Source organism: Mycobacterium sp. GA-1199 (assembly GCF_001500045.1).
Classification (GTDB): domain Bacteria; phylum Actinomycetota; class Actinomycetes; order Mycobacteriales; family Mycobacteriaceae; genus Mycobacterium.
This window is the reverse complement of sequence record NZ_LQIX01000054.1, coordinates 38120-55855: the sequence shown is the minus strand read 5'-3', so window position 1 is coordinate 55855 and position 17736 is coordinate 38120. Positions and strand designations below refer to the sequence as shown.

The window sequence follows — 17736 nt, the reverse complement described above, 5'->3', positions numbered from 1 at the left end:
TGTCTGCACGCAACACGCCGTGCATTGTTGTCATTCCGCAACACGCCGCCGCTTGACATAGGAGCTATGGTCGCTCGCGCCGGTTGAGTCACCGCCCCGCCACACCTGTGGCCAACAGCTCGCGCGCCTCGGCGCCGCCGTCGAGCTGGCGGGTCCGCCGTTCGACGATGACCCACCGCCCGTCGCCGCGGCGCAACCGAAAGTGGTTGGCCCCCGCCCGGGATACCGTGAAACCGTCGTCGTGGCGCGTCACCAACAGCGACTCGCAGACCGCGACCGCGTCGTCGCCGTCCACCGTGACCACCGCGGGCCCAAGGAAGTGGCAGCAACCGCGACGGATCAAACCCTGGTGGGCGCCGGAGCGCACCATCGCCGCGACCTCCTCACGGCCCGCCATGTGCCAACCCTCGACGTCGTAGCTGCCGTCGTCGGCCCAGAGGTCCGCGGCCGCATCGGCTTCGCCGGCGTCCACCAACGGACCGTAGGACGCGATCAGCCGTTCGATCTCGCGCTCGTCCTCGATGCGGGCAAGCCGCCGCTCCAGGTCCACCAACTCGGTCATCGGGTTCCCCTCTCGCCCAGCAACTTCTGCATGAACTCGTGCGTGCGCAGCACCACCTTCGCGCGGTCCGGGTCGTTGCGACGCGCGACGTCGTCGGCGTTACCGCCCGCGACATGTACCGGCCCATTGGCCAACTGCTGCAAACCCTCTCGCGCCACATCGGCGGGATCGGCCACCCGCATCCCGGGCACGTCGAAGTTCAAGCCCACCCGTTCCATCGCCGGTGTGCGGGTCACACCCAGGACGAGTTCGAGCACGTGCACGTCGTACTCACGCAATTCGAGCCACAGGCTCTCGGCGAAGATCCGGCCGAACGCCTTCACCCCGCCGTAGACCGTGTGACGTTCGGAACCGAGATAGCCGGCCATCGACCCCACCATCAAGATGCCGCCGCGGCGGCGCTCACGCATCGGACGGCCGAAGTGCTGCACCATCGCGAGCATCGTGCCGACATTCAGGTCGATCACCTTCTGAAAGTCAGCGAGGCCAGCGTCGAAGAACTGCTCGCTGCAGGTGTTGGCCCCGGCGTTGTAGATCAGCAGGCCGACCTCGAGGTCACCGGTGACCGCCACGATGCGTTCCATCGCGTCGGGGGAGGTCAGGTCGACGGCTAAGGTGCGCACCTCCACGCCGCTGCGGCGACAAGCCTCGGCCGTCCGGTCGAGCGGGTCGGGCTTCCGCGCGATCAGCACGAGGTTGAAGCCCGCGCGGGCGAGGTGGTGGGCGAATTCGGCGCCGACACCTTCCGAGCCGCCGGCGATCACCGCCCAAGGTCCGTATCGAGCAAGATCCGTCACGCCCGCATTGTCGCCGACGAGCTGTCGGCTTCCGCGGGCGGACGTGGGCCGCCCGACATCTCGGCGTGTCGGAAACACTTTGGGTCCCTCGACGGCGAGAGGCGGCCCTACGATCGCCCGGTGGCTGATCGATATGGCTCCGACATCCTGGCCAACAACCCGCACCCGCGTAAGGTTCGCTCCACCGAACAACCGGCCGAGATCGGGCTGGTCGTCGAGGACGCGCAGACCGGATACGTCGGCGCCATCGTCCGTGTCGAATACGGCCGCATGGAACTGGAGGACCGCAACGGACGGCGCAAGCCGTTTCCCGTCGGGCCGGGCTACCTGATCGACGGCAGGCCGGTGATCCTGACCGCGCCCCGAGGGGCCGCACCCACGACCACCCGCACCGCGTCGGGATCCGTCGCGGTGCACGGCGCGAGGGCCAAGGTCGCGCTGGCCAGCCGCATCTACGTCGAGGGCCGGCACGACGCCGAACTCGTCGAACAGGTCTGGGGTGACGATCTGCGGATCGAGGGCGTCGTCGTCGAACACCTCGGTGGCATCGACGATCTCGTGGCCATCGTCGAGGACTTCCGGCCCGGTCCCGGCCGCCGCCTCGGCGTCCTCGTCGACCACCTGGTCTCGGGGTCGAAGGAGGCACGCATCGCGGACGCGGTCCGGCGCGGCCCCGGCGGCGCCCACACCCTGGTCGTCGGGCACCCGTTCATCGACATCTGGCAGGCCGTCAAACCCGAGCGGCTCGGCGTCGAGGCGTGGCCCCTCATTCCAAAGGGCATCGATTGGAAGACGGGCGTGTGCCGCGCGCTCGGGTGGCCCGCCGCCGGTCAGGCCGACATCGCACGGGCGTGGCAGCGCATCCGCGGGCGGGTGCGGGACTGGAACGACCTCGAGCCCGCGCTGATCGGGCGGGTCGAGGAGCTGATCGACTTCGTGACGCAACCCGCGTCATGACGGCGTGGTAAGCAGAAGGCGTGTCCGACGGTCTGTTCGACGTCCCCGGCGAGGCTCCCACGCCCGCGGCCGGGCCCGTCGGCGCGTCGTCGCCTTTGGCGGTGCGGATGCGCCCGGCCACGCTCGACGAGGTGGTCGGCCAGGACCACCTGCTGCAGGCCGGCTCTCCGCTGCGCCGGATGGTCGAGGGCTCGGGTGCCGCCTCGGTCATCCTCTACGGCCCGCCCGGTACCGGTAAGACCACGCTGGCGTCGCTGATCTCACAAGCCACCGGGCGCCGGTTCGAGGCCCTGTCGGCGCTGTCGGCGGGCGTCAAAGAGGTGCGCGCCGTGATCGACGTCGCCAGGCGCGCGGCCGCATACGGCGAGCAGACCGTGCTGTTCATCGACGAGGTGCACCGCTTCTCCAAAACGCAGCAGGACGCCCTGCTGTCCGCGGTCGAGAACCGTGTCGTCGCTCTGGTCGCCGCCACCACCGAGAACCCCTCGTTCTCGGTGGTGGCTCCGCTGCTCTCGCGGTCGCTGATCCTGCAGCTGCAACCCCTCGACGCCGATGCGGTGCGCACGCTGGTCCGCCGCGCCATCGACGACCCTCGCGGACTAGCCGGCAAGGTCAGCGTCACCGACGAGGCTGTCGACCTTCTGGTCGCGCTGTCGGCCGGCGACGCCCGCCGGGCGCTGACCGCGCTCGAGGTCGCGGCCGAAGCGGGGGAGGCCGTGACGGTCGAGACCATCGAGCAGTCCCTGGACAAGGCCGCCGTCCGCTACGACCGCGACGGGGATCAGCACTACGACGTGATCAGCGCGTTCATCAAGTCCGTCCGCGGATCCGATGTCGACGCCGCACTGCACTATCTGTCCCGGATGCTGGTCGCGGGCGAGGATCCGCGTTTCGTGGCGCGCCGGCTGATGATCTTGGCCAGCGAGGACATCGGGATGGCCGATCCGACCGCCTTGCAGACCGCCGTGGCCGCAGCGCAGACCGTGCAGTTGATCGGCATGCCCGAAGCCCAACTCACGCTCGCGCACGCCACGGTTCATCTCGCGACAGCCCCGAAGTCCAACGCCGTGACCACCGCGCTGGGGGCGGCGATGGCCGACATCCGGGCGGGTAAGGCCGGTTTGGTGCCGCCGCATCTGCGCGACGGCCACTACTCGGGCGCGGAGAAGCTGGGCAACGCGGTCGGCTACAAATACAGCCACGACGATCCGGACGGCGTTGTGCCGCAACAGTATCCGCCCGATGAACTGGTCGGCGTCGACTACTACAAGCCGACGTCCCACGGCGTCGAGCGGGAGATCGCTGCCCGGCTCGACAAGCTGCGCGCGATCATCCGTCGCAAGCGCTGACCTCGGCCATTGACATAGCTTAAGCGTCGCTCTACCTTGGTATTCAATCATTGAGTTGATCAATCAAAGGGTTGATATTGGAGCGTGATGACGATGCAGACTCTGCGCTCGACCGCGCCTTCTTGGCGCTGGCCGATCCCGTCCGGCGAGCCATCGTGGCGCGGCTTTCGCGGGGGCCGGCCACGGTCAACGAGCTCGCGGAGCCCTTCGAGATCACCAAACAGGCGGTGTCCAAACACATTCAGGTGCTCGAGCACGCCGGCCTGGTCACCAGAACCCGCGAGGCTCAGCGCAGGCCCGTGCACCTGGACCCCGCCGCGCTCGAGCGGCTCACCGCATGGATCGACCGATACCGACTCGACCTCGAACGCAGCTACCGCCGGCTGGATGCCTTGCTGGCTGAGATGACCGACACACCAAAGGAAGGAACCGACACATGAGCAACGCACTGGATCTCACCGCCCCCGTGGACACCCTGGCCATGGAGTTCACCCGGGAGTTCGACGCACCCGTCGACGCCTTGTTCCGCGCACACGCCGAGCCCGACCTGCTCAAGCGGTGGCTCGGCCCGCGCGGACTGGAAATGACGATCGAGGAATGGGAGTTCAAGAGCCACGGCGGATATCGCTACGTGCACAAGGACCAGAGCGGCGCATACGGCTTCAACGGCACATTCCACACCGTGCGGGAAAACGAGTTCATCCTGCAGACGTTCGAGTTCGACGGGGCGCCCGATCAGGTCAACATCGAATACCTGTGGTTCGAGGATCTCGGCGGCGGCCGCAGCCGGTTGCGTGGCCGGTCGATCTGCCCGACCGTCGAGGCCCGCGACGCGCTGTTGTCCTCCGGAATGGAGGGCGGGATGACAGAGGGCTACGAGAAGCTCGACGAATTGCTGAAGACCCTGTGAAAGCCGTGTGGCAGAAGCGATCCCGGCTGCCGGGGGGTGCAGCCGGGATCGCCTGGGTGGTTTGGCTAGCGCAGCACGCCGCCGCGACGGCCGCCCGTCACCCCGGTGCGCCTGCGGCCCATGAGCGCGGACACCAGCGCCACGCCGATCACGGCGACCACGACCTGGCAGAGCAACTCGATCCAGTCGACGCCACTTGTGGCGGTCGGAAGACCCAGCGCCCGGGCAAGCCACGTGCCGATCAGAGCCGAGACGATGCCCACCAGAACGGTGACGATGATGCCGATGGGCTGCCTGCCGGGCAGGATCAGGCGGGCGAGCACGCCGACCACTGCGCCGATGAGAATCGCGGTGATAACGCCGGTGACGGTCATGGTTCCTCCAGGGTCTCGGGGTGCAGCTGACATACCCCGACACCGACGTCAATAAACGGATCGGCGACCGGATCAGACCATTTCCGGGATGCGCAGGTGGGCGAGTACCAGATCGAACTCGCCGACATCGACGATGTCGGCGCCCAGTTCGCGGGTGCGGGCGTTGCGCAGTTCCCTGGCCTGCTCGCGGTTTTCCGCCATGGCTTCACGACTGTCGAACGTTGCCGACGACACGGCGCGCCCCGATTCGGGGTTGATCAGATAGCTGGCGCTGCAGAAGCCGTCCAGTGCCTCCAGGGCCGGCAGCACATCGGTCTTGTAGAACTCGATCGAGCGGGCGATGTGCTCGCGCGGCACCCGCAGCCAGGTGGCCCGGACGCAGGCGCCCTCTGCCGAGCGGTGATCGCGGTGCATGACGCCGATCTGCCACTGATCAACGGTCGCCTCACCGCCGAGGACCTCGGCGGCGCGATCGCGCAGCGGTGCCGCCCGCTCGGCGCTGGTCCGCAACGCGTCCTCGGAGTCCCAGGCGCTGGTCGTGATGCAGTGGCCGGATTCTCGATCCGCCAACAGCGACAAGCCGACGAACCCGTCGATCGCTTCGAGTGCGGGCAGGACCTCGGTCCCGATGAACGCGATGCCGTCGTCGATCGACGAAGGTCGTGCGTGGACGGTGGTGGAACGTGCGTACACGGCCGACCCCCTTTTGCTCGGGGCAGCGCCCCAGCGGCGCCGCCGGACCACTTCCCAGCTTCCTCCTGGGGGGTGGTCGATTCAATGGACGATTCGGCCGAGAAGCCTCGTACGCTCGATGACGTGGATACCGACGTGATCGACATCGAGACCGGCCAGCGCCGCATCATCGACCTCACCGACGAGGTGCGCTCGTTCTGCGGTCGCCGGGGCGACGGCTTGTGCAGCGTCTTCGTGCCGCACGCGACGGCGGGTGTGGCGATCATCGAGACGGGTGCGGGTTCCGACGACGATCTTGTCGAGACCCTCGAGAACCTGCTCCCGCGCGACGACCGCTACCGACACTCGCACGGCTCGCCGGGACACGGCGCCGACCATGTGCTGCCCGCCCTGGTGTCGCCGTCGGTGACCATTCCCGTGCAGGACGGCGAGCCGTTGCTCGGCACCTGGCAGAGCATCGTGCTCGTCGACCTCAACCGTGACAATCCGCAACGCAGGGTCCGGCTGAGCTTCATCGACGGGTGACGTGACGTCGGTGACACCCGACCGAGTCTGAGCTGGGCACTGCCGACGGTGCCCGTTCGTTGTCTTTTCGGCGTGACAACCGCGACCGGTACTGTAGTGCGGTCGAATAGTCGCAGGTATCAGCGAAACTTCAAGGATGTATCAGACGTGCAGACACACGAGATCAGGAAGCGTTTCCTCGATCACTTCGTGAAGGCGGGCCACACCGAGGTGCCGAGTGCCTCGGTGATCCTGGACGACCCGAATCTGCTGTTCGTCAACGCCGGCATGGTCCAGTTCGTGCCGTACTTCCTGGGGCAGCAGGCTCCGCCGTGGAAGCGGGCCACCAGCATCCAGAAGTGCATCCGCACCCCCGACATCGACGAGGTCGGCATCACCACCCGCCACAACACCTTCTTCCAGATGGCGGGCAACTTCTCGTTCGGCGACTACTTCAAGAAGGGCGCCATCGAGTTCGCGTGGACGCTGCTGACCAACCCGGTCGAACAAGGCGGATACGGGCTGGACCCCGAGCGGCTGTGGGCCACCGTCTACCTCGACGACGACGAGGCGATGGCTCTGTGGCAGGAGGTCGCCGGGCTCCCGGCCGAGCGCATCCAGCGTCGCGGGATGGCCGACAACTACTGGTCGATGGGTATTCCCGGGCCGTGCGGGCCGTCATCGGAGATCTATTACGACAGGGGACCCGAGTACGGCGTCGAGGGCGGCCCGATCGCCAACGAAGACCGCTACATCGAGATCTGGAATCTCGTGTTCATGCAGAACGAGCGCGGCGAGGGCACCTCCAAGGAGGACTTCGAGATCCTCGGGCCGCTGCCGCGCAAGAACATCGACACCGGGATGGGCGTCGAGCGGGTGGCGTGCCTGCTGCAGGGTGTGGACAACGTCTACGAGACCGACCTGCTGCGTCCGGCCATCGACCTGATGGCCGCGCGTGCGCCGCGCGGCTACGGGCAGGGCAGCCACACCGACGACGTGCGGTACCGCATCATCGCCGACCACAGCCGCACGGCGGCGATCATCATCGGCGACGGTGTGAGCCCGGGCAACGAGGGCCGCGGCTACGTGTTGCGCCGCCTGCTGCGCCGAATCATCCGCGCCGCGAAACTGCTCGGCGTCGAACAACCGATCATGGCCGACCTGATGACCACCGTGCGCGACGCGATGAGCCCGTCGTATCCCGAACTCGCCGAAGACTTCGACCGCATCCAACGCATCGCCGTGGCCGAGGAAACCGCGTTCAACCGGACGCTGGCCTCCGGCTCGCGGTTGTTCGACGAGGCGGCCGGCGCGACGAAGGCCAAGGGGGCCACGGTGCTGTCCGGCTCCGATGCGTTCACACTGCACGACACCTACGGATTCCCGATCGAGCTCACCTTGGAGATGGCGGCCGAACACGGTCTGTCCGTCGACGAGGAAGGCTTCCGCGGCCTGATGGCCGAGCAGCGCCAACGCGCGAAGGCCGACGCCGCGGCGCGCAAGCAGGCGCACTCGGACCTGTCGGCATACCGTGACCTCGTCGACGCGGGTCCGACCGAATTCACCGGATTCGACGAATTATCCTCCGAAGCAAGGATTCTCGGTATCTTCGTCGATGGTGAGCGCGTGCCCGTCGTCAGCCACGACGGGGGCAGCCCGCCGCCGGACCGCGTCGAGTTGATCCTCGACCGCACACCCTTCTACGCCGAGTCCGGCGGCCAGATCGCCGACGAGGGCACGATCAGCGGATCGGGCGCCTCCACCGCGGCCAAGGCGGCGGTCACGGACGTGCAGAAGATCGCGAAGACATTGTGGTCGCATCGCGTCCACGTGGAGTCCGGCGAGTTCGTCGAGGGCGACACGGTCGTCGCCGCGGTCGACCCGAAGTGGCGCCACGGTGCCACACAGGGGCACTCCGGGACCCACATGGTGCACGCCGCGCTGCGGCAGGTGTTGGGGCCCAACGCCGTTCAGGCCGGCTCGTTGAACAGGCCCGGTTATCTGCGCTTCGACTTCAACTGGCAGGGCCCGCTCTCCGAGGACCAGCGCAGCCAGATTGAAGAGGTGACCAACGAGGCGGTCGAAGCCGATCACGAGGTGCGCACGTTCACCACCGAGTTGGACAAGGCCAAGGCGATGGGCGCCATAGCGCTGTTCGGCGAGCAGTACCCCGAACACGTCCGCGTGGTCGAGATCGGTGGGCCGTTCTCGCTGGAACTGTGCGGCGGCACCCACGTGCACAACTCCGCGCAGATCGGTCCGGTCACCATCCTCGGTGAGTCGTCGGTCGGCTCGGGCGTGCGCCGGGTGGAGGCCTACGTCGGTCTCGAGTCGTTCCGCCATCTGGCCAAGGAACGGGCGTTGATGGCGGGACTGGCCTCGACGCTGAAGGTGCCCTCCGACGAGGTGCCTGCGCGAGTGGCGAACCTGGTCGAGCGGCTGCGGGCGGCCGAGAAAGAGCTGGACCGGTTGCGCCTGGCCAATGCGCGTGCCGCGGCAGCCAATGCCGCCGCCGGCGCAGAACTTGTCGGTAAGGTCCGTCTCGTGGCGCAGCGCATGGCCAGTGGGATGTCGGCCGGTGATCTTCGCACGCTGGTCGGCGATGTGCGCGGCAAGCTGGGCAGCGATCCCGCCGTTGTCGCGTTGATCGCCGAGGGCGAGAACGACAGCGTCCCGTTCGTGGTCGCGGTCAATCCGGCCGCCCAAGACCTCGGATTCCGGGCCAACGATCTGGTGAAGACGTTGGGTGCGGCGGTCGACGGCCGCGGCGGCGGAAAGGCCGATCTGGCACAGGGTTCCGGCAAGGGCGCGGCAGGCATCGACGCGGCGCTGGCCGCGCTCCGCGCAGAGATCGACCGAGGCTAGCGGCGTGGATTCCACACCGGCGGGAGACGATCCGCACGCGCGGGGGACATCAGGCGACCGTCGGCCGGATCGGCCCGGGGAGTCACTGAACCCGCCGGATCCGGGTCGCGGACGCCGGATCGGCATCGACGTCGGCAGCGTGCGGATCGGCGTGGCCGCCAGTGATCCGGACGGCATCCTGGCCACCCCCGTCGAGACCGTCCGTCGCGACCGCACCAACCGGCACATCCGGCGGCTCACCGGGTTGGTCAAGGACCTGGATGTGGTGGAGGTCGTGGTGGGGTTGCCGCGTACGCTCGCCGATCGATCGGGGTCCTCGGCCCAGGACGCCGTCGCGTTGGCCGACGCATTGGCCGAACGGATCGCCCCGACACCGGTGCGACTCGCGGACGAACGACTCACTACGGTGGTGGCTCAACGCTCGCTGCGGGATGCCGGTGTGCGCGCCAGAGGCCAGCGCTCGGTGATCGACCAGGCGGCGGCGGTGGGCATTCTGCAGAACTGGTTGGACCAGCGGCGTGAAGCGGCGCGCACGCGAGGAGCGGATGAGCACGTTGCCGCGCATGGAGAGGTCGGGGATGACTAACCATTGGGGCGGTGAGCGGGCCGAACCGGTTGCGGTGGGCCCGCCGCGGCGCCGGATGACCCGTGCGGAGCGGATCCGGGCCGCGCGCAACCGGCGCAAGCGCCGCGTGGCGGGTGGCTTGGCCGTCGGCCTGCTGATCGTGGTCGCCATCGGCGCGGTGTTCCTGGGTTCCAAGCTGTGGCACTCACTGTTCGGCGGCAACGATTTCACCGGTGAGGGCGTCGCGGATGTCGTGATCCAGGTGCATGACGGCGACTCGACGACCGCGATCGGCAAGACTTTGCAGGAGCACAACATCGTCGCGACCGCCAGCGTGTTCGTCGACGCCGCCGAGGGCAACGACGCGATATCGGCGATCCAGCCGGGCTTCTACAAGATGCGGACGGAGATTCCGGCGGCCAATGCCGTTGCGCGGCTTTCGGATCCGAAGAACCGGGTCGGCAAGCTGACCATCCCCGAAGGGCGCCAGCTCGACGATGTGCGTGATGTCAAGACCAACGCGGTCACCGAGGGCATCCTCACCCTGATCTCCCGAGCGACGTGCGTCGACCTCGACGGCAAGCGGCACTGCGTGTCCGCGGACGCGCTGAAGAACGTGGCGGCGACGGCGGCGCCGGCATCGCTCGGTGTGGCCGACTGGGCCCTCGGCCCCGTCCAGGCGATGGGTGGCGACCATCGCCGCATCGAGGGGTTGATCGCCGCGGGCACGTGGAACATCGACCCGTCGGCCCAGCCACAGGAGATCCTGACGAATCTGATCTCCACCAGCGCAACGCAATACGCCAACGGTGGACTGCTCGAGACGGCCGCGGCCATGGACATGTCGCCCTACGAGATCCTGATCGTCGGCTCACTGGTGCAGCGGGAGTCGACACCGGAGGACTTCTCGAAGGTGGCGCGCGTCATCTACAACCGGCTGGCCGAGAACCGCACGCTCGAATTCGACTCGACGGTGAACTATCCGCTCGACCGCATCGAGGTGGCCACCACCGACGCCGACCGCGCGCAGCACAACGACTGGAACACCTATGTGCGGCCCGGCCTTCCGGCAACCCCGATCTGTTCGCCGAGCACCGCGGCGTTGACCGCTGCGGAGAATCCGGCGCCGGGCGACTGGCTGTACTTCGTCACCATCGACATGCAGGGCACGACGTTGTTCACCCGGGACTACCCGCAGCACCTCGCGAACATCGAGCTGGCCCGGCGCAACGGTGTGCTCGATTCCGCGCGGTGAGCGCAATGGCACGGTGAGTCCGGGCAGGAAGGCGGCGGTGCTCGGCTCGCCGATCGCGCATTCGCGTTCTCCGCAGTTGCATCTCGCGGCGTACCGGGCGCTGGGCCTGACAGACTGGACCTACGAGCGCATCGAGTGCACGGCACAACAGCTGCCGGGCTTGGTCGGTGGGCTGGGACCGGAGTGGGTCGGCTTGTCGGTCACCATGCCCGGTAAGTTCGCGGCGCTGCAGGTCGCCGACGAGCGCACGGCGCGCGCGGAACTGGTCGGCTCGGCGAACACGCTGGTGCGCACCGATACCGGCTGGCGGGCCGACAACACTGACATCGACGGTGTGACGGGCGCTCTCGAGGATGTGTCGGCCACCTCCGGCATCGTGGTCGGCTCCGGAGGCACAGCGCCCGCGGTGGTCGTCGGGTTGGCCGAACTCGGGGTGCAGCGGATCACGGTGGTGGCCCGCAGTCGCGATAAGGCTGCGCCCCTGGTGGATCTGGCCACGCGGTTGGGTGCCGACGGCCGGTGGTGCGACATCGGCGGACCCGAAATCAGCGAGACGGTCGCCGATGCGGACCTGATGGTCAGCACCATTCCCGCCGACGCGGCCGCGACGTACGCATCGACGTTCGCCCGGATTCCGTTGCTGCTCGATGCGATCTACGACCCGTGGCCGACACCGTTGGCGCTAGCGGTGAAAAACGCGGGCGGACGGCTGATCAGCGGCCTGCAGATGCTGCTCAACCAGGCGTTCGCACAGGTCGAACTCTTCACCGGGATGCCGGCGCCGAAAGAGGCGATGCGGGCCGCGCTGCGGGATCGATGATCACCGGTCTGCCGGCGGTGGTGAACCTGATCGCCCGGTCTGGCGTTGGTAAGGGTATGAACTCAGCCGGCAAGGCCGCTCTCTCGGTGACCACGGCCGCGATCCTGTCCGCGACGCCGCCCGTTGCTCATGCCTCGGCCCCGCAATACCTGGGTCAGTGGCAGGCGCCCCACGGCGCGGTGTACGACAGCACCGTGATCGGAGGGCTCTCCGGGATCAGTTACGACGCGGAGCGCGATGTCTACTACACGATCAGCGACGACAAGTCCGACCATGGCAAGGTCCGGTTCTACAGCCTTCGACTGAACGTCTCCTACGGTGGTGTCGACGGCGGTCACTTCGTCAGCAAGCACGACCTGCTCGACGAATCGGGACAACCCTTCCGTCCCAACGACATGTCCGTCCAGCCACCGGTGCTGGCCCCCGATGCTGAGGCGATCGCCTTCGACAGTGCGCGCGAGCAGTTGTATTGGACCTCCGAAGGATTCGTCGCCGACGGTGACGACACCGGCCCGGTGGGACTGTTGCAGCCCTGGATCAGGATCGCCGGCCTCGACGGTACGTATCGCGGGGAATTCGTCATGCCGCCCGGGATCGCCCTGTCGGCCGACGAGACCAGCGGCCCTCGTCCCAACGGGGCGCTCGAGGGGCTGTCGCTCACGCCCGACGGCCGCTACCTGTTCGCGGCCATGGAACACTCGCTGTACCAGGACGGCCCCACCGCAGACGAGCAGACATCCGGGCAGATCCGCATCACGAAGTTCGACGTCGAGTCGAGGACGGCCGTCGCGCAGTACGTCTATCGGGTGGAACGGGCGGCACCGCGAACCGGGAAGAACGGTGTGCCCGACATCCTGGCACTCTCGGAGAGTTCACTGCTCGTCATCGAACGGGCAGCCAATCTTCCCCAAGCCGTCGCGGTGACGCTCTACCGCGCCGATCTCGGCCACGCCACCGACGTGTTGGGGATGCCCTCGTTGAACGAAGCCTCGGTCACACCGATGGCCAAGTCGCTGGCCCTCGACCTCAATGCCCTCGACGAACTCGAGCCGCTCGACAACGTCGAAGGAATCACTCAGGGTCCTGTGCTGCCCGACGGCCGCCAATCCGTCGTCCTGGTCAGCGACGACAATTTCCAGCCGTTCGAAGTGACCCAATTCTTGGCGTTCGCGCTGTAACCACGACCGGGAGCAACACGGTGGGCATGCCGTATCGGTACGACAACCGCGTTCGAGAGTCGGCGCGCGAGTGGCAGACACTTCAACTTGCCGTGTTGGGCTTCGTCGGCCTGTGCGGCGTCCTCACCGGTGATGATTCGGGTCGGAGCCGCCCGCACTGGCTGCAGGAGATCGGCGCTGTGAGCGCGTTCGCCGGTTTCGTGCTGGCTGTCGCGGGAATCTTTCTCGTCGCCACGATCGCGCACCCAGTCATCGGGCAGCCTCGTCTTGGCCCGGCCACCATTTCGCGACTGCGCGTGGGGATCACGCTCACGTTCGCCGCGGCCGCGCTGACCGCGGTGGCGGCGTTGACCTGGTGGTGGCCGCAGCCGCGCAGCGAGGCGCCGATCGCGCCCAAGATAGAGGTGACGACCTCGCAGGGCTCGGTGTGTGGAGTTCCGGTGCCCGGCCGCACCGGAGCGGTCCATCTCGACGCCGAAGGCGAGCGGTTCGTGATCCCGCTGCGACGGTTGCTCGCCATCACTGCCGTCGAGACCTGTTGAGGCGCACCAGGCCACCACACCTAGGTCGAGCGGTTCACCGCAACACCCGCGCTCAAAGAAGTGATGAGCGCGGCGCCGGAACGCCGTTAGCCTTCAGTCGTGGGGGCGGGGGTCTGCGGTGTCGTCGCGCTGGTCTGGCTGGTGACGCTGAGCGTGTTCGACGTCATGCAGCGTCGGCTGCCCAACTGGCTGACCCTGCCGGGCGCGCTGGTGATCGTGGCGGTCGCGTTCGTGGCGGGACGCGGTGTCGCGGCGTTGATCGGCGCCCTGGCACTGTTCCTCGTGTACCTGACCGTGCACCTGCTCGCGCCGACGGCGATGGGCGCGGGGGATGTCAAACTCGCGATCGGTCTCGGAGCGCTGACCGGTTCATTCGGTGTTGACGTGTGGACCCTCGCCGCGCTCACAGCACCGCTGGTAACGGCCACGTGGGCCGTCGTCGCCGTGATGTGCCGTTCGAAAAGCACCGTCCCACACGGCCTGTCGATGTGTCTGGCCGCTACGATCGCCACCGCTCTCGTGGTGACCTAGTGGCAGGGGAACCCGAGAAGATGGCGCGCGTCGTGCACGAACTCGTGGATGTGGGTGTCCGAGCCGAAGATCGAGGTCGCACCCTGGTCGAGCCCGACGAGGTAGAGCACCACCAACGCCAGGAACGCCGTGCCGGTCAACCACGCGGTGGCGGTCAGCGCGCTGGCCTCGATGTGGGTGGCGGTCGCCTCAGTCATGGCTGTCTCCTGTCATACGGGCCGGCGCGGTCAGCAGATGGTGATCGTGAATCACCTTCTCCAGGGCGCTGACCCAATGGTCGTAGTACTGCCAGTCGCCGCGTTCGGTTTCGGGCGTCTCCTCCCACCGCCCGATCATCTCGATCAGGCTCTGCTGGAAGTCGACCCAATCGAAGTGGCGGAATTCCGACAGGGCCAGTGCCAGACCGAACGCCCGGCGCTGCCAGTCGTGATCGAACTGCGGCGCGGCCTGGTCGGTGGTGCAGGTTTCGTGCAGGCTCATGAGACCGGTCCCGCCAGCGCCACACCCATCATCGATTCGGTCGTGACCAGCTCCATCAATTCCTCGTCGGTGAATTCTTCTGTGCCGGAGGGACGTTCGGGGATGACAAACCACCGTGAGTGACCGCTGCTGTCCCACACCTTGATCTCGGTGTCCTCGGGTAGGTCGACGCCGATCTCGGCGAGCACCTTGCGCGGTTCGCGGGCCGCTCGTGAACGGAATACGGGGTCCTTATACCAGTACGGCGGCAGACCGAGCACCGGCCACGGGAAGCACGAACACAGCGTGCAGATGACAAGGTTGTGCACACCGGGCGAGTTGGCCACGGCCTGCAAGTGCTCACCCTCGGCGCCGGCCATGCCCTCGGGCAGCTCGAGTTCGGCGATGGCCGCAGGTGTGTCGACCACGATGCGAGCCGCGAACTCCGGGTCGGTCCATGCCTTCACCACGATCTTGCGACCGTTGAGCGGTGTCATCTCCGATTCGAAGTACGACAACACCTTGTCGACGGTCTGGTTGGTGATCACGCCCTTCTCGATCAGCAGCGATTCCAGTGCGGCGACTTTGGCAGCGCTGGACAGCTCGCGGTCCTCGGGGTAGTGGAACTGGTCACTCATCGCACTCCTTCCAGGTAGGCCTCGAACAGCTCGGCGTAGATGGTCAGCGGACCGTCCTCGGCGCGCTCTCCGAACAGGTCCTGCGGGTCGAACGCGACGATGTAGATCGGCATCGGGTCACCGATGCCGTCGCCCGTGTGGGTGAAGTACGCGTAGTCGCCCTCGAAGATCCGCTCGACGGTGCCGATGCGGCCACGCAGATAGCCGGGTAGGCGGGTGTGGGCGGCGGCGGGCACGTTGGTGATGCGCACGCTGTCACCGACGGCGAACTTCGGATGCGCGACGTCGCGGCGTGGGCTGTCGCCGCGGCGCAGATAGTCGACGACCTGCTCGTCGATCGCCGGCGCCGGATCGGTGAGGGCAGGGGCGGCATCCGCGGCCAATTCCTCCTTGCGCGCGGACAATTCGTCCTCGGTCACGTAGCCCTTGTCGATGAAGAACTGTGTGATGCCGCCCAGCCACTTTTCGTAATAGCGGAACTTGAAGTAGTCGAACGGGTTCATCGCCTCGGCGCCGGTGCGCAGATCGGCCCACGTCCACTCGTCCTTGAACGCGGTCGGCACCGTGTCGATCGGGTACTGCGGAAGCGCGGATCCGAGGTGGTTCGACAGCCCCATCATCGCGACGTGGATACCGAAGATCCGCTTCTCCCACTCTTCGACGAAGACCCGCTTCTCGAAAGCGAGCGGTTCGGGCAGCCCCTCGAGGCCGCCGAGGTAGTGCTGCAGTTTCATTACGCGGGGCTGCCTTCCGTCGTCGGTGCAATTTCGGGGCTTGTGTGGTCGGGTTCGGGCTCGCGGGTCAACACCTTCGCGACGTACTCCGAGAGCAGCCCGAACGAGGCGCCGAGCGCACACGCCGTCGCGGCGACGAGGCCCGGATGCGATATCGACGTCACGGTGATCGCGTTGCCGGTCCCGGCCACCGTGGACACCGTGCTCGCGAAACCGACGACCACCGCCGGCGTCGTCGACAGCAGCGGCACCCAGGACGCCTGCACCATCACCGCGCTGCCGATTCCGACGGCGACCGCGACCGCCACCAGGCTGCCGCCCAACAGATGACCCGCATACAGGCTCGCCGAGGCGATCAGGACACCGGCCAGATTGCTCGTCAGCGATCGCACCCATCCGCCGATTCCACCGCCGACGAAGAAGAACGAGGCCCATGTCAGGAAGACCACCCAGATCGGGACCGTGATCACTTCCGCGGTCAGGGCCACCGCGAGTCCGCCGAGCACACCGATGCTCACCGTCAATGCCGATCTTGAATCCATGGATGAACTGTGCAGCCAATGTGTTTCCGCGATGTGACGGCCATGTTGGATTCGTGACAACGCGGGATCGGCGAACAGCTATTGCATACTCGGGGTATGTTAGTACATACTGCGAGTATGCAAAATGATCTGATGGCTCTATCCGAGCGTTACTTCGCCGCCTGGGCCGACCGCGACCCCGACGCGATCGCCGCTCTGCACACCGAGAACACCTGCTTCTGGACACATCTGGGCGCCGAGCCCGTCGTCGGCCGCGCCGCCGCGCGCGAGGCGTTCGCCGCCGTCTTCGCGCAGTTCCCGGACTTCGCCTTCGAAACCAAACGGGTTCTCTACGGTGAGGCGCACTGGGTGCTGGACTGGACGCTGGTCTCCGGTGGTGTGCGGTTCGACTGCCTGGACCTGGTCACCGTCTCGCCCGACGGGCTGGTTTCGCGCAAGGATTCGTTCATCGACTCCGCCCAGCTGACGGCGACCATGGCGGGGGATCGAGCGTGACCGCGGCAGCGGCCGCTCAGCTGCCCCTCGTCGAGTCCCTGCCGGTGGAGCACCTGTTCGACATGCACGTCAACCTGCAACCGGCACAACCGATCCCGACTGCTACCGGAACCCGGATGACGTTCATCACGACCGGCGGGCACATCGACGGACCGCGGCTGCGCGGTGAGGTGCTTGCCGGCGGCGGTGACTGGCTGCTCGTCGGTGACGACGGCTGCGGCCGGGTCGATGTCCGCGCGACGCTGCGCACCCACGACGGTGTGCTGATCCACTTCGAGAGCGCAGGGATCATCAAGGTGCCGGCCGACGGACTCGACCGGTTGGCGCACGGCGAGGTGCTCGGCTTCGACGAGACCTACGTCCGCACGACACCGAGGTTCGCCACCTCCGACGAGCGATACGCGTGGCTCAGCGAGGTGGTCGCGGTGGGCTACAACATCCTGTCGCCCGGTCACGTCGACTACCGCGTCTACCGAGTGCTGTGAACGACGAACGGCTTGCCCGGCAGTCGAACCGGGTGGTCAACCGCTGGCCGCGTGCGCAGCGGGCGATGGGCCGCGTGCATGCCCGGATCTACCGGGTCAGCGGCGGGCGCCTCGGACGCCGCTGGTTCTCGGGTGCTCCGGTGATGGTGCTCGAGACCACGGGCCGTCGCACCGGTGCGCGGCGCCGCACGCCCGTGCTCTATCTGCGCCACGGTCACGCCGTGGTCGTGCTGGCCGCCAACGCCGGGGCGTCCCACACTCCCGCATGGTGGCTGAACCTGCGTCACGCCGGGACCGGCGTCGTCCAGATCGGCCGGGTTCGCACGTCGGTGCGGCCCCGGGAGTTGACCGGCGTCGAGCGCGAGCAAGCGTGGCAGGCGTTTGTCGGCATGTATCCGCAAGCCGAGTACTACGCGCGCTTCACCGAGCGGCGACTGCCGCTGATCGCGCTCGAACCGGCCGGGTCGTAGCGGTTATCGTT

The 17736-nt window shown here is 67.5% G+C and carries 24 protein-coding genes; 15 read left to right on the top strand and 9 right to left on the bottom strand.

Going from position 1 to position 17736, the window contains the following annotated elements; all coding sequences use genetic code 11:
• Positions 1 to 88 precede the first annotated feature (88 nt).
• Together AU198_RS22490 and AU198_RS22485 are read right to left on the bottom strand one after the other, a co-directional pair.
• A complete protein-coding gene (locus tag AU198_RS22490; protein ID WP_064350797.1) occupies positions 89 to 562 on the bottom strand; it encodes a nuclear transport factor 2 family protein in 474 nt (157 codons plus the stop codon).
• Positions 559 to 1359 (bottom strand): SDR family NAD(P)-dependent oxidoreductase, encoded by an 801-nt coding sequence (locus tag AU198_RS22485; RefSeq protein WP_064350796.1) that lies wholly within the window; start codon positions 1357 to 1359, stop codon positions 559 to 561. The genes AU198_RS22490 and AU198_RS22485 overlap by 4 nt, the downstream gene beginning before the upstream one ends.
• A 120-nt stretch (positions 1360 to 1479) precedes the next feature.
• Here AU198_RS22485 and AU198_RS22480 point away from each other — a divergent pair, with 120 nt between their 5' ends.
• The 4 genes from AU198_RS22480 (at position 1480) to AU198_RS22465 (ending at position 4575) form a co-directional block, all read left to right on the top strand.
• The gene (locus AU198_RS22480) at positions 1480 to 2316 is read left to right on the top strand and encodes a DUF3097 domain-containing protein (protein ID WP_064350795.1); all 837 of its coding nucleotides are present in this window, start codon (positions 1480 to 1482) and stop codon (positions 2314 to 2316) included.
• 20 nt (positions 2317 to 2336) lie between these two features.
• Positions 2337 to 3665 (top strand): replication-associated recombination protein A, encoded by a 1329-nt coding sequence (locus AU198_RS22475; RefSeq protein ID WP_064350794.1) that lies wholly within the window; start codon positions 2337 to 2339, stop codon positions 3663 to 3665.
• Between the two features lie 77 nt (positions 3666 to 3742).
• Positions 3743 to 4105, top strand: coding sequence for an ArsR/SmtB family transcription factor (locus tag AU198_RS22470; protein WP_064350793.1), 363 nt, complete (start codon positions 3743 to 3745; stop codon positions 4103 to 4105).
• On the top strand, positions 4102 to 4575 hold the full coding sequence (locus AU198_RS22465; protein ID WP_064350792.1) for an SRPBCC family protein: 474 nt from the start codon (positions 4102 to 4104) through the stop codon (positions 4573 to 4575). The genes AU198_RS22470 and AU198_RS22465 overlap by 4 nt, the downstream gene beginning before the upstream one ends.
• A gap of 65 nt (positions 4576 to 4640) precedes the next feature.
• Here AU198_RS22465 and AU198_RS22460 read toward each other — a convergent pair whose 3' ends face one another.
• Positions 4641 to 4949: a GlsB/YeaQ/YmgE family stress response membrane protein gene (locus AU198_RS22460; RefSeq protein ID WP_064350791.1), complete on the bottom strand. Its 309-nt coding sequence runs from the start codon at positions 4947 to 4949 to the stop codon at positions 4641 to 4643.
• 72 nt (positions 4950 to 5021) lie between these two features.
• Positions 5022 to 5642 carry a hypothetical protein gene (locus tag AU198_RS22455; RefSeq protein ID WP_064350790.1) on the bottom strand — a complete coding sequence of 207 codons (621 nt, stop codon included), beginning with the start codon at positions 5640 to 5642 and terminating at the stop codon, positions 5022 to 5024.
• Positions 5643 to 5765: 123 nt separating this feature from the next.
• Between AU198_RS22455 and AU198_RS22450 the strand changes: the two genes are divergently transcribed.
• The 8 genes from AU198_RS22450 to AU198_RS22415 all read left to right on the top strand — a co-directional run bounded on the left by AU198_RS22450 (position 5766) and on the right by AU198_RS22415 (position 13902).
• On the top strand, positions 5766 to 6167 hold the full coding sequence (locus AU198_RS22450) for a secondary thiamine-phosphate synthase enzyme YjbQ (RefSeq protein WP_064350972.1): 402 nt from the start codon (positions 5766 to 5768) through the stop codon (positions 6165 to 6167).
• Between the two features lie 147 nt (positions 6168 to 6314).
• The gene (alaS, locus tag AU198_RS22445; protein ID WP_064350789.1) at positions 6315 to 9011 is read left to right on the top strand and encodes an alanine--tRNA ligase; all 2697 of its coding nucleotides are present in this window, start codon (positions 6315 to 6317) and stop codon (positions 9009 to 9011) included.
• Positions 9012 to 9015: 4 nt separating this feature from the next.
• Positions 9016 to 9597, top strand: coding sequence for a Holliday junction resolvase RuvX (gene ruvX, locus AU198_RS22440; RefSeq protein ID WP_064350788.1), 582 nt, complete (start codon positions 9016 to 9018; stop codon positions 9595 to 9597).
• Positions 9590 to 10831 (top strand): endolytic transglycosylase MltG, encoded by a 1242-nt coding sequence (locus AU198_RS22435; RefSeq protein ID WP_064350787.1) that lies wholly within the window; start codon positions 9590 to 9592, stop codon positions 10829 to 10831. The genes ruvX and AU198_RS22435 overlap by 8 nt, the downstream gene beginning before the upstream one ends.
• A complete protein-coding gene (locus tag AU198_RS22430) occupies positions 10818 to 11651 on the top strand; it encodes a shikimate dehydrogenase (protein ID WP_064350971.1) in 834 nt (277 codons plus the stop codon). Before AU198_RS22435 ends, AU198_RS22430 begins: the two co-directional genes overlap by 14 nt.
• Entirely contained in the window at positions 11648 to 12829 is a 1182-nt protein-coding gene (locus AU198_RS22425) for an esterase-like activity of phytase family protein (protein ID WP_064350786.1), read from the top strand. Before AU198_RS22430 ends, AU198_RS22425 begins: the two co-directional genes overlap by 4 nt.
• Positions 12830 to 12855: 26 nt before the next feature.
• Positions 12856 to 13371, top strand: a complete 516-nt coding sequence (locus AU198_RS22420; protein ID WP_156431720.1) for a hypothetical protein — start codon at positions 12856 to 12858, stop codon at positions 13369 to 13371.
• 99 nt (positions 13372 to 13470) lie between these two features.
• Positions 13471 to 13902: a prepilin peptidase gene (locus AU198_RS22415; protein WP_064350784.1), complete on the top strand. Its 432-nt coding sequence runs from the start codon at positions 13471 to 13473 to the stop codon at positions 13900 to 13902.
• Here the strand turns inward: AU198_RS22415 and AU198_RS22410 are convergent.
• From AU198_RS22410 to AU198_RS22390, 5 genes are read right to left on the bottom strand one after another with little or no spacing between them, the layout of a single operon-like run.
• The gene (locus tag AU198_RS22410) at positions 13899 to 14099 is read right to left on the bottom strand and encodes a CbtB domain-containing protein (RefSeq protein WP_064350783.1); all 201 of its coding nucleotides are present in this window, start codon (positions 14097 to 14099) and stop codon (positions 13899 to 13901) included. The two genes, AU198_RS22415 and AU198_RS22410, sit on opposite strands and share 4 nt — an antisense overlap.
• Positions 14092 to 14382, bottom strand: a complete 291-nt coding sequence (locus tag AU198_RS22405; protein WP_064350782.1) for a nitrile hydratase accessory protein — start codon at positions 14380 to 14382, stop codon at positions 14092 to 14094. The genes AU198_RS22410 and AU198_RS22405 overlap by 8 nt, the downstream gene beginning before the upstream one ends.
• The gene (gene nthA, locus AU198_RS22400) at positions 14379 to 14999 is read right to left on the bottom strand and encodes a nitrile hydratase subunit alpha (protein WP_064350781.1); all 621 of its coding nucleotides are present in this window, start codon (positions 14997 to 14999) and stop codon (positions 14379 to 14381) included. The genes AU198_RS22405 and nthA overlap by 4 nt, the downstream gene beginning before the upstream one ends.
• On the bottom strand, positions 14996 to 15733 hold the full coding sequence (nthB, locus tag AU198_RS22395; protein WP_064350780.1) for a nitrile hydratase subunit beta: 738 nt from the start codon (positions 15731 to 15733) through the stop codon (positions 14996 to 14998). The genes nthA and nthB overlap by 4 nt, the downstream gene beginning before the upstream one ends.
• Positions 15733 to 16275: a DUF1097 domain-containing protein gene (locus AU198_RS22390; RefSeq protein WP_064350779.1), complete on the bottom strand. Its 543-nt coding sequence runs from the start codon at positions 16273 to 16275 to the stop codon at positions 15733 to 15735. The genes nthB and AU198_RS22390 overlap by 1 nt, the downstream gene beginning before the upstream one ends.
• Before the next feature lie 132 nt (positions 16276 to 16407).
• On the opposite strand from AU198_RS22390, the gene AU198_RS22385 reads away from it, so the two are divergent.
• Genes AU198_RS22385 through AU198_RS22375 form a run of 3 tightly spaced genes read left to right on the top strand, consistent with a single transcriptional unit; the run spans position 16408 to position 17725 of the window.
• Complete coding sequence (locus tag AU198_RS22385; protein WP_231744757.1) at positions 16408 to 16770, top strand: nuclear transport factor 2 family protein; 363 nt, start codon at positions 16408 to 16410, stop codon at positions 16768 to 16770.
• Complete coding sequence (locus AU198_RS22380; protein WP_064350777.1) at positions 16767 to 17255, top strand: DUF3237 domain-containing protein; 489 nt, start codon at positions 16767 to 16769, stop codon at positions 17253 to 17255. The genes AU198_RS22385 and AU198_RS22380 overlap by 4 nt, the downstream gene beginning before the upstream one ends.
• A complete protein-coding gene (locus tag AU198_RS22375) occupies positions 17252 to 17725 on the top strand; it encodes a nitroreductase/quinone reductase family protein (protein ID WP_064350776.1) in 474 nt (157 codons plus the stop codon). Before AU198_RS22380 ends, AU198_RS22375 begins: the two co-directional genes overlap by 4 nt.
• Positions 17726 to 17736: the final 11 nt, after the last annotated feature.

What these genes read in the sequence shown, in the direction of transcription:
- AU198_RS22425 (WP_064350786.1), top strand. Translation starts at nt 11,648, where the DNA reads ATGATCACCGGTCTGCCGGCGGTGGTGAACCTGATCGCCCGGTCTGGC.
- AU198_RS22385 (WP_231744757.1), top strand. Translation starts at nt 16,408, where the DNA reads ATGGCTCTATCCGAGCGTTACTTCGCCGCCTGGGCCGACCGCGACCCC.
- AU198_RS22460 (WP_064350791.1), bottom strand. Translation starts at nt 4,949, where the DNA reads ATGACCGTCACCGGCGTTATCACCGCGATTCTCATCGGCGCAGTGGTC.
- AU198_RS22390 (WP_064350779.1), bottom strand. Translation starts at nt 16,275, where the DNA reads ATGGATTCAAGATCGGCATTGACGGTGAGCATCGGTGTGCTCGGCGGA.
- AU198_RS22465 (WP_064350792.1), top strand. Translation starts at nt 4,102, where the DNA reads ATGAGCAACGCACTGGATCTCACCGCCCCCGTGGACACCCTGGCCATG.
- AU198_RS22435 (WP_064350787.1), top strand. Translation starts at nt 9,590, where the DNA reads ATGACTAACCATTGGGGCGGTGAGCGGGCCGAACCGGTTGCGGTGGGC.
- AU198_RS22420 (WP_156431720.1), top strand. Translation starts at nt 12,856, where the DNA reads ATGCCGTATCGGTACGACAACCGCGTTCGAGAGTCGGCGCGCGAGTGG.
- AU198_RS22410 (WP_064350783.1), bottom strand. Translation starts at nt 14,099, where the DNA reads ATGACTGAGGCGACCGCCACCCACATCGAGGCCAGCGCGCTGACCGCC.
- AU198_RS22405 (WP_064350782.1), bottom strand. Translation starts at nt 14,382, where the DNA reads ATGAGCCTGCACGAAACCTGCACCACCGACCAGGCCGCGCCGCAGTTC.
- nthB (WP_064350780.1), bottom strand. Translation starts at nt 15,733, where the DNA reads ATGAAACTGCAGCACTACCTCGGCGGCCTCGAGGGGCTGCCCGAACCG.
- nthA (WP_064350781.1), bottom strand. Translation starts at nt 14,999, where the DNA reads ATGAGTGACCAGTTCCACTACCCCGAGGACCGCGAGCTGTCCAGCGCT.
- AU198_RS22490 (WP_064350797.1), bottom strand. Translation starts at nt 562, where the DNA reads ATGACCGAGTTGGTGGACCTGGAGCGGCGGCTTGCCCGCATCGAGGAC.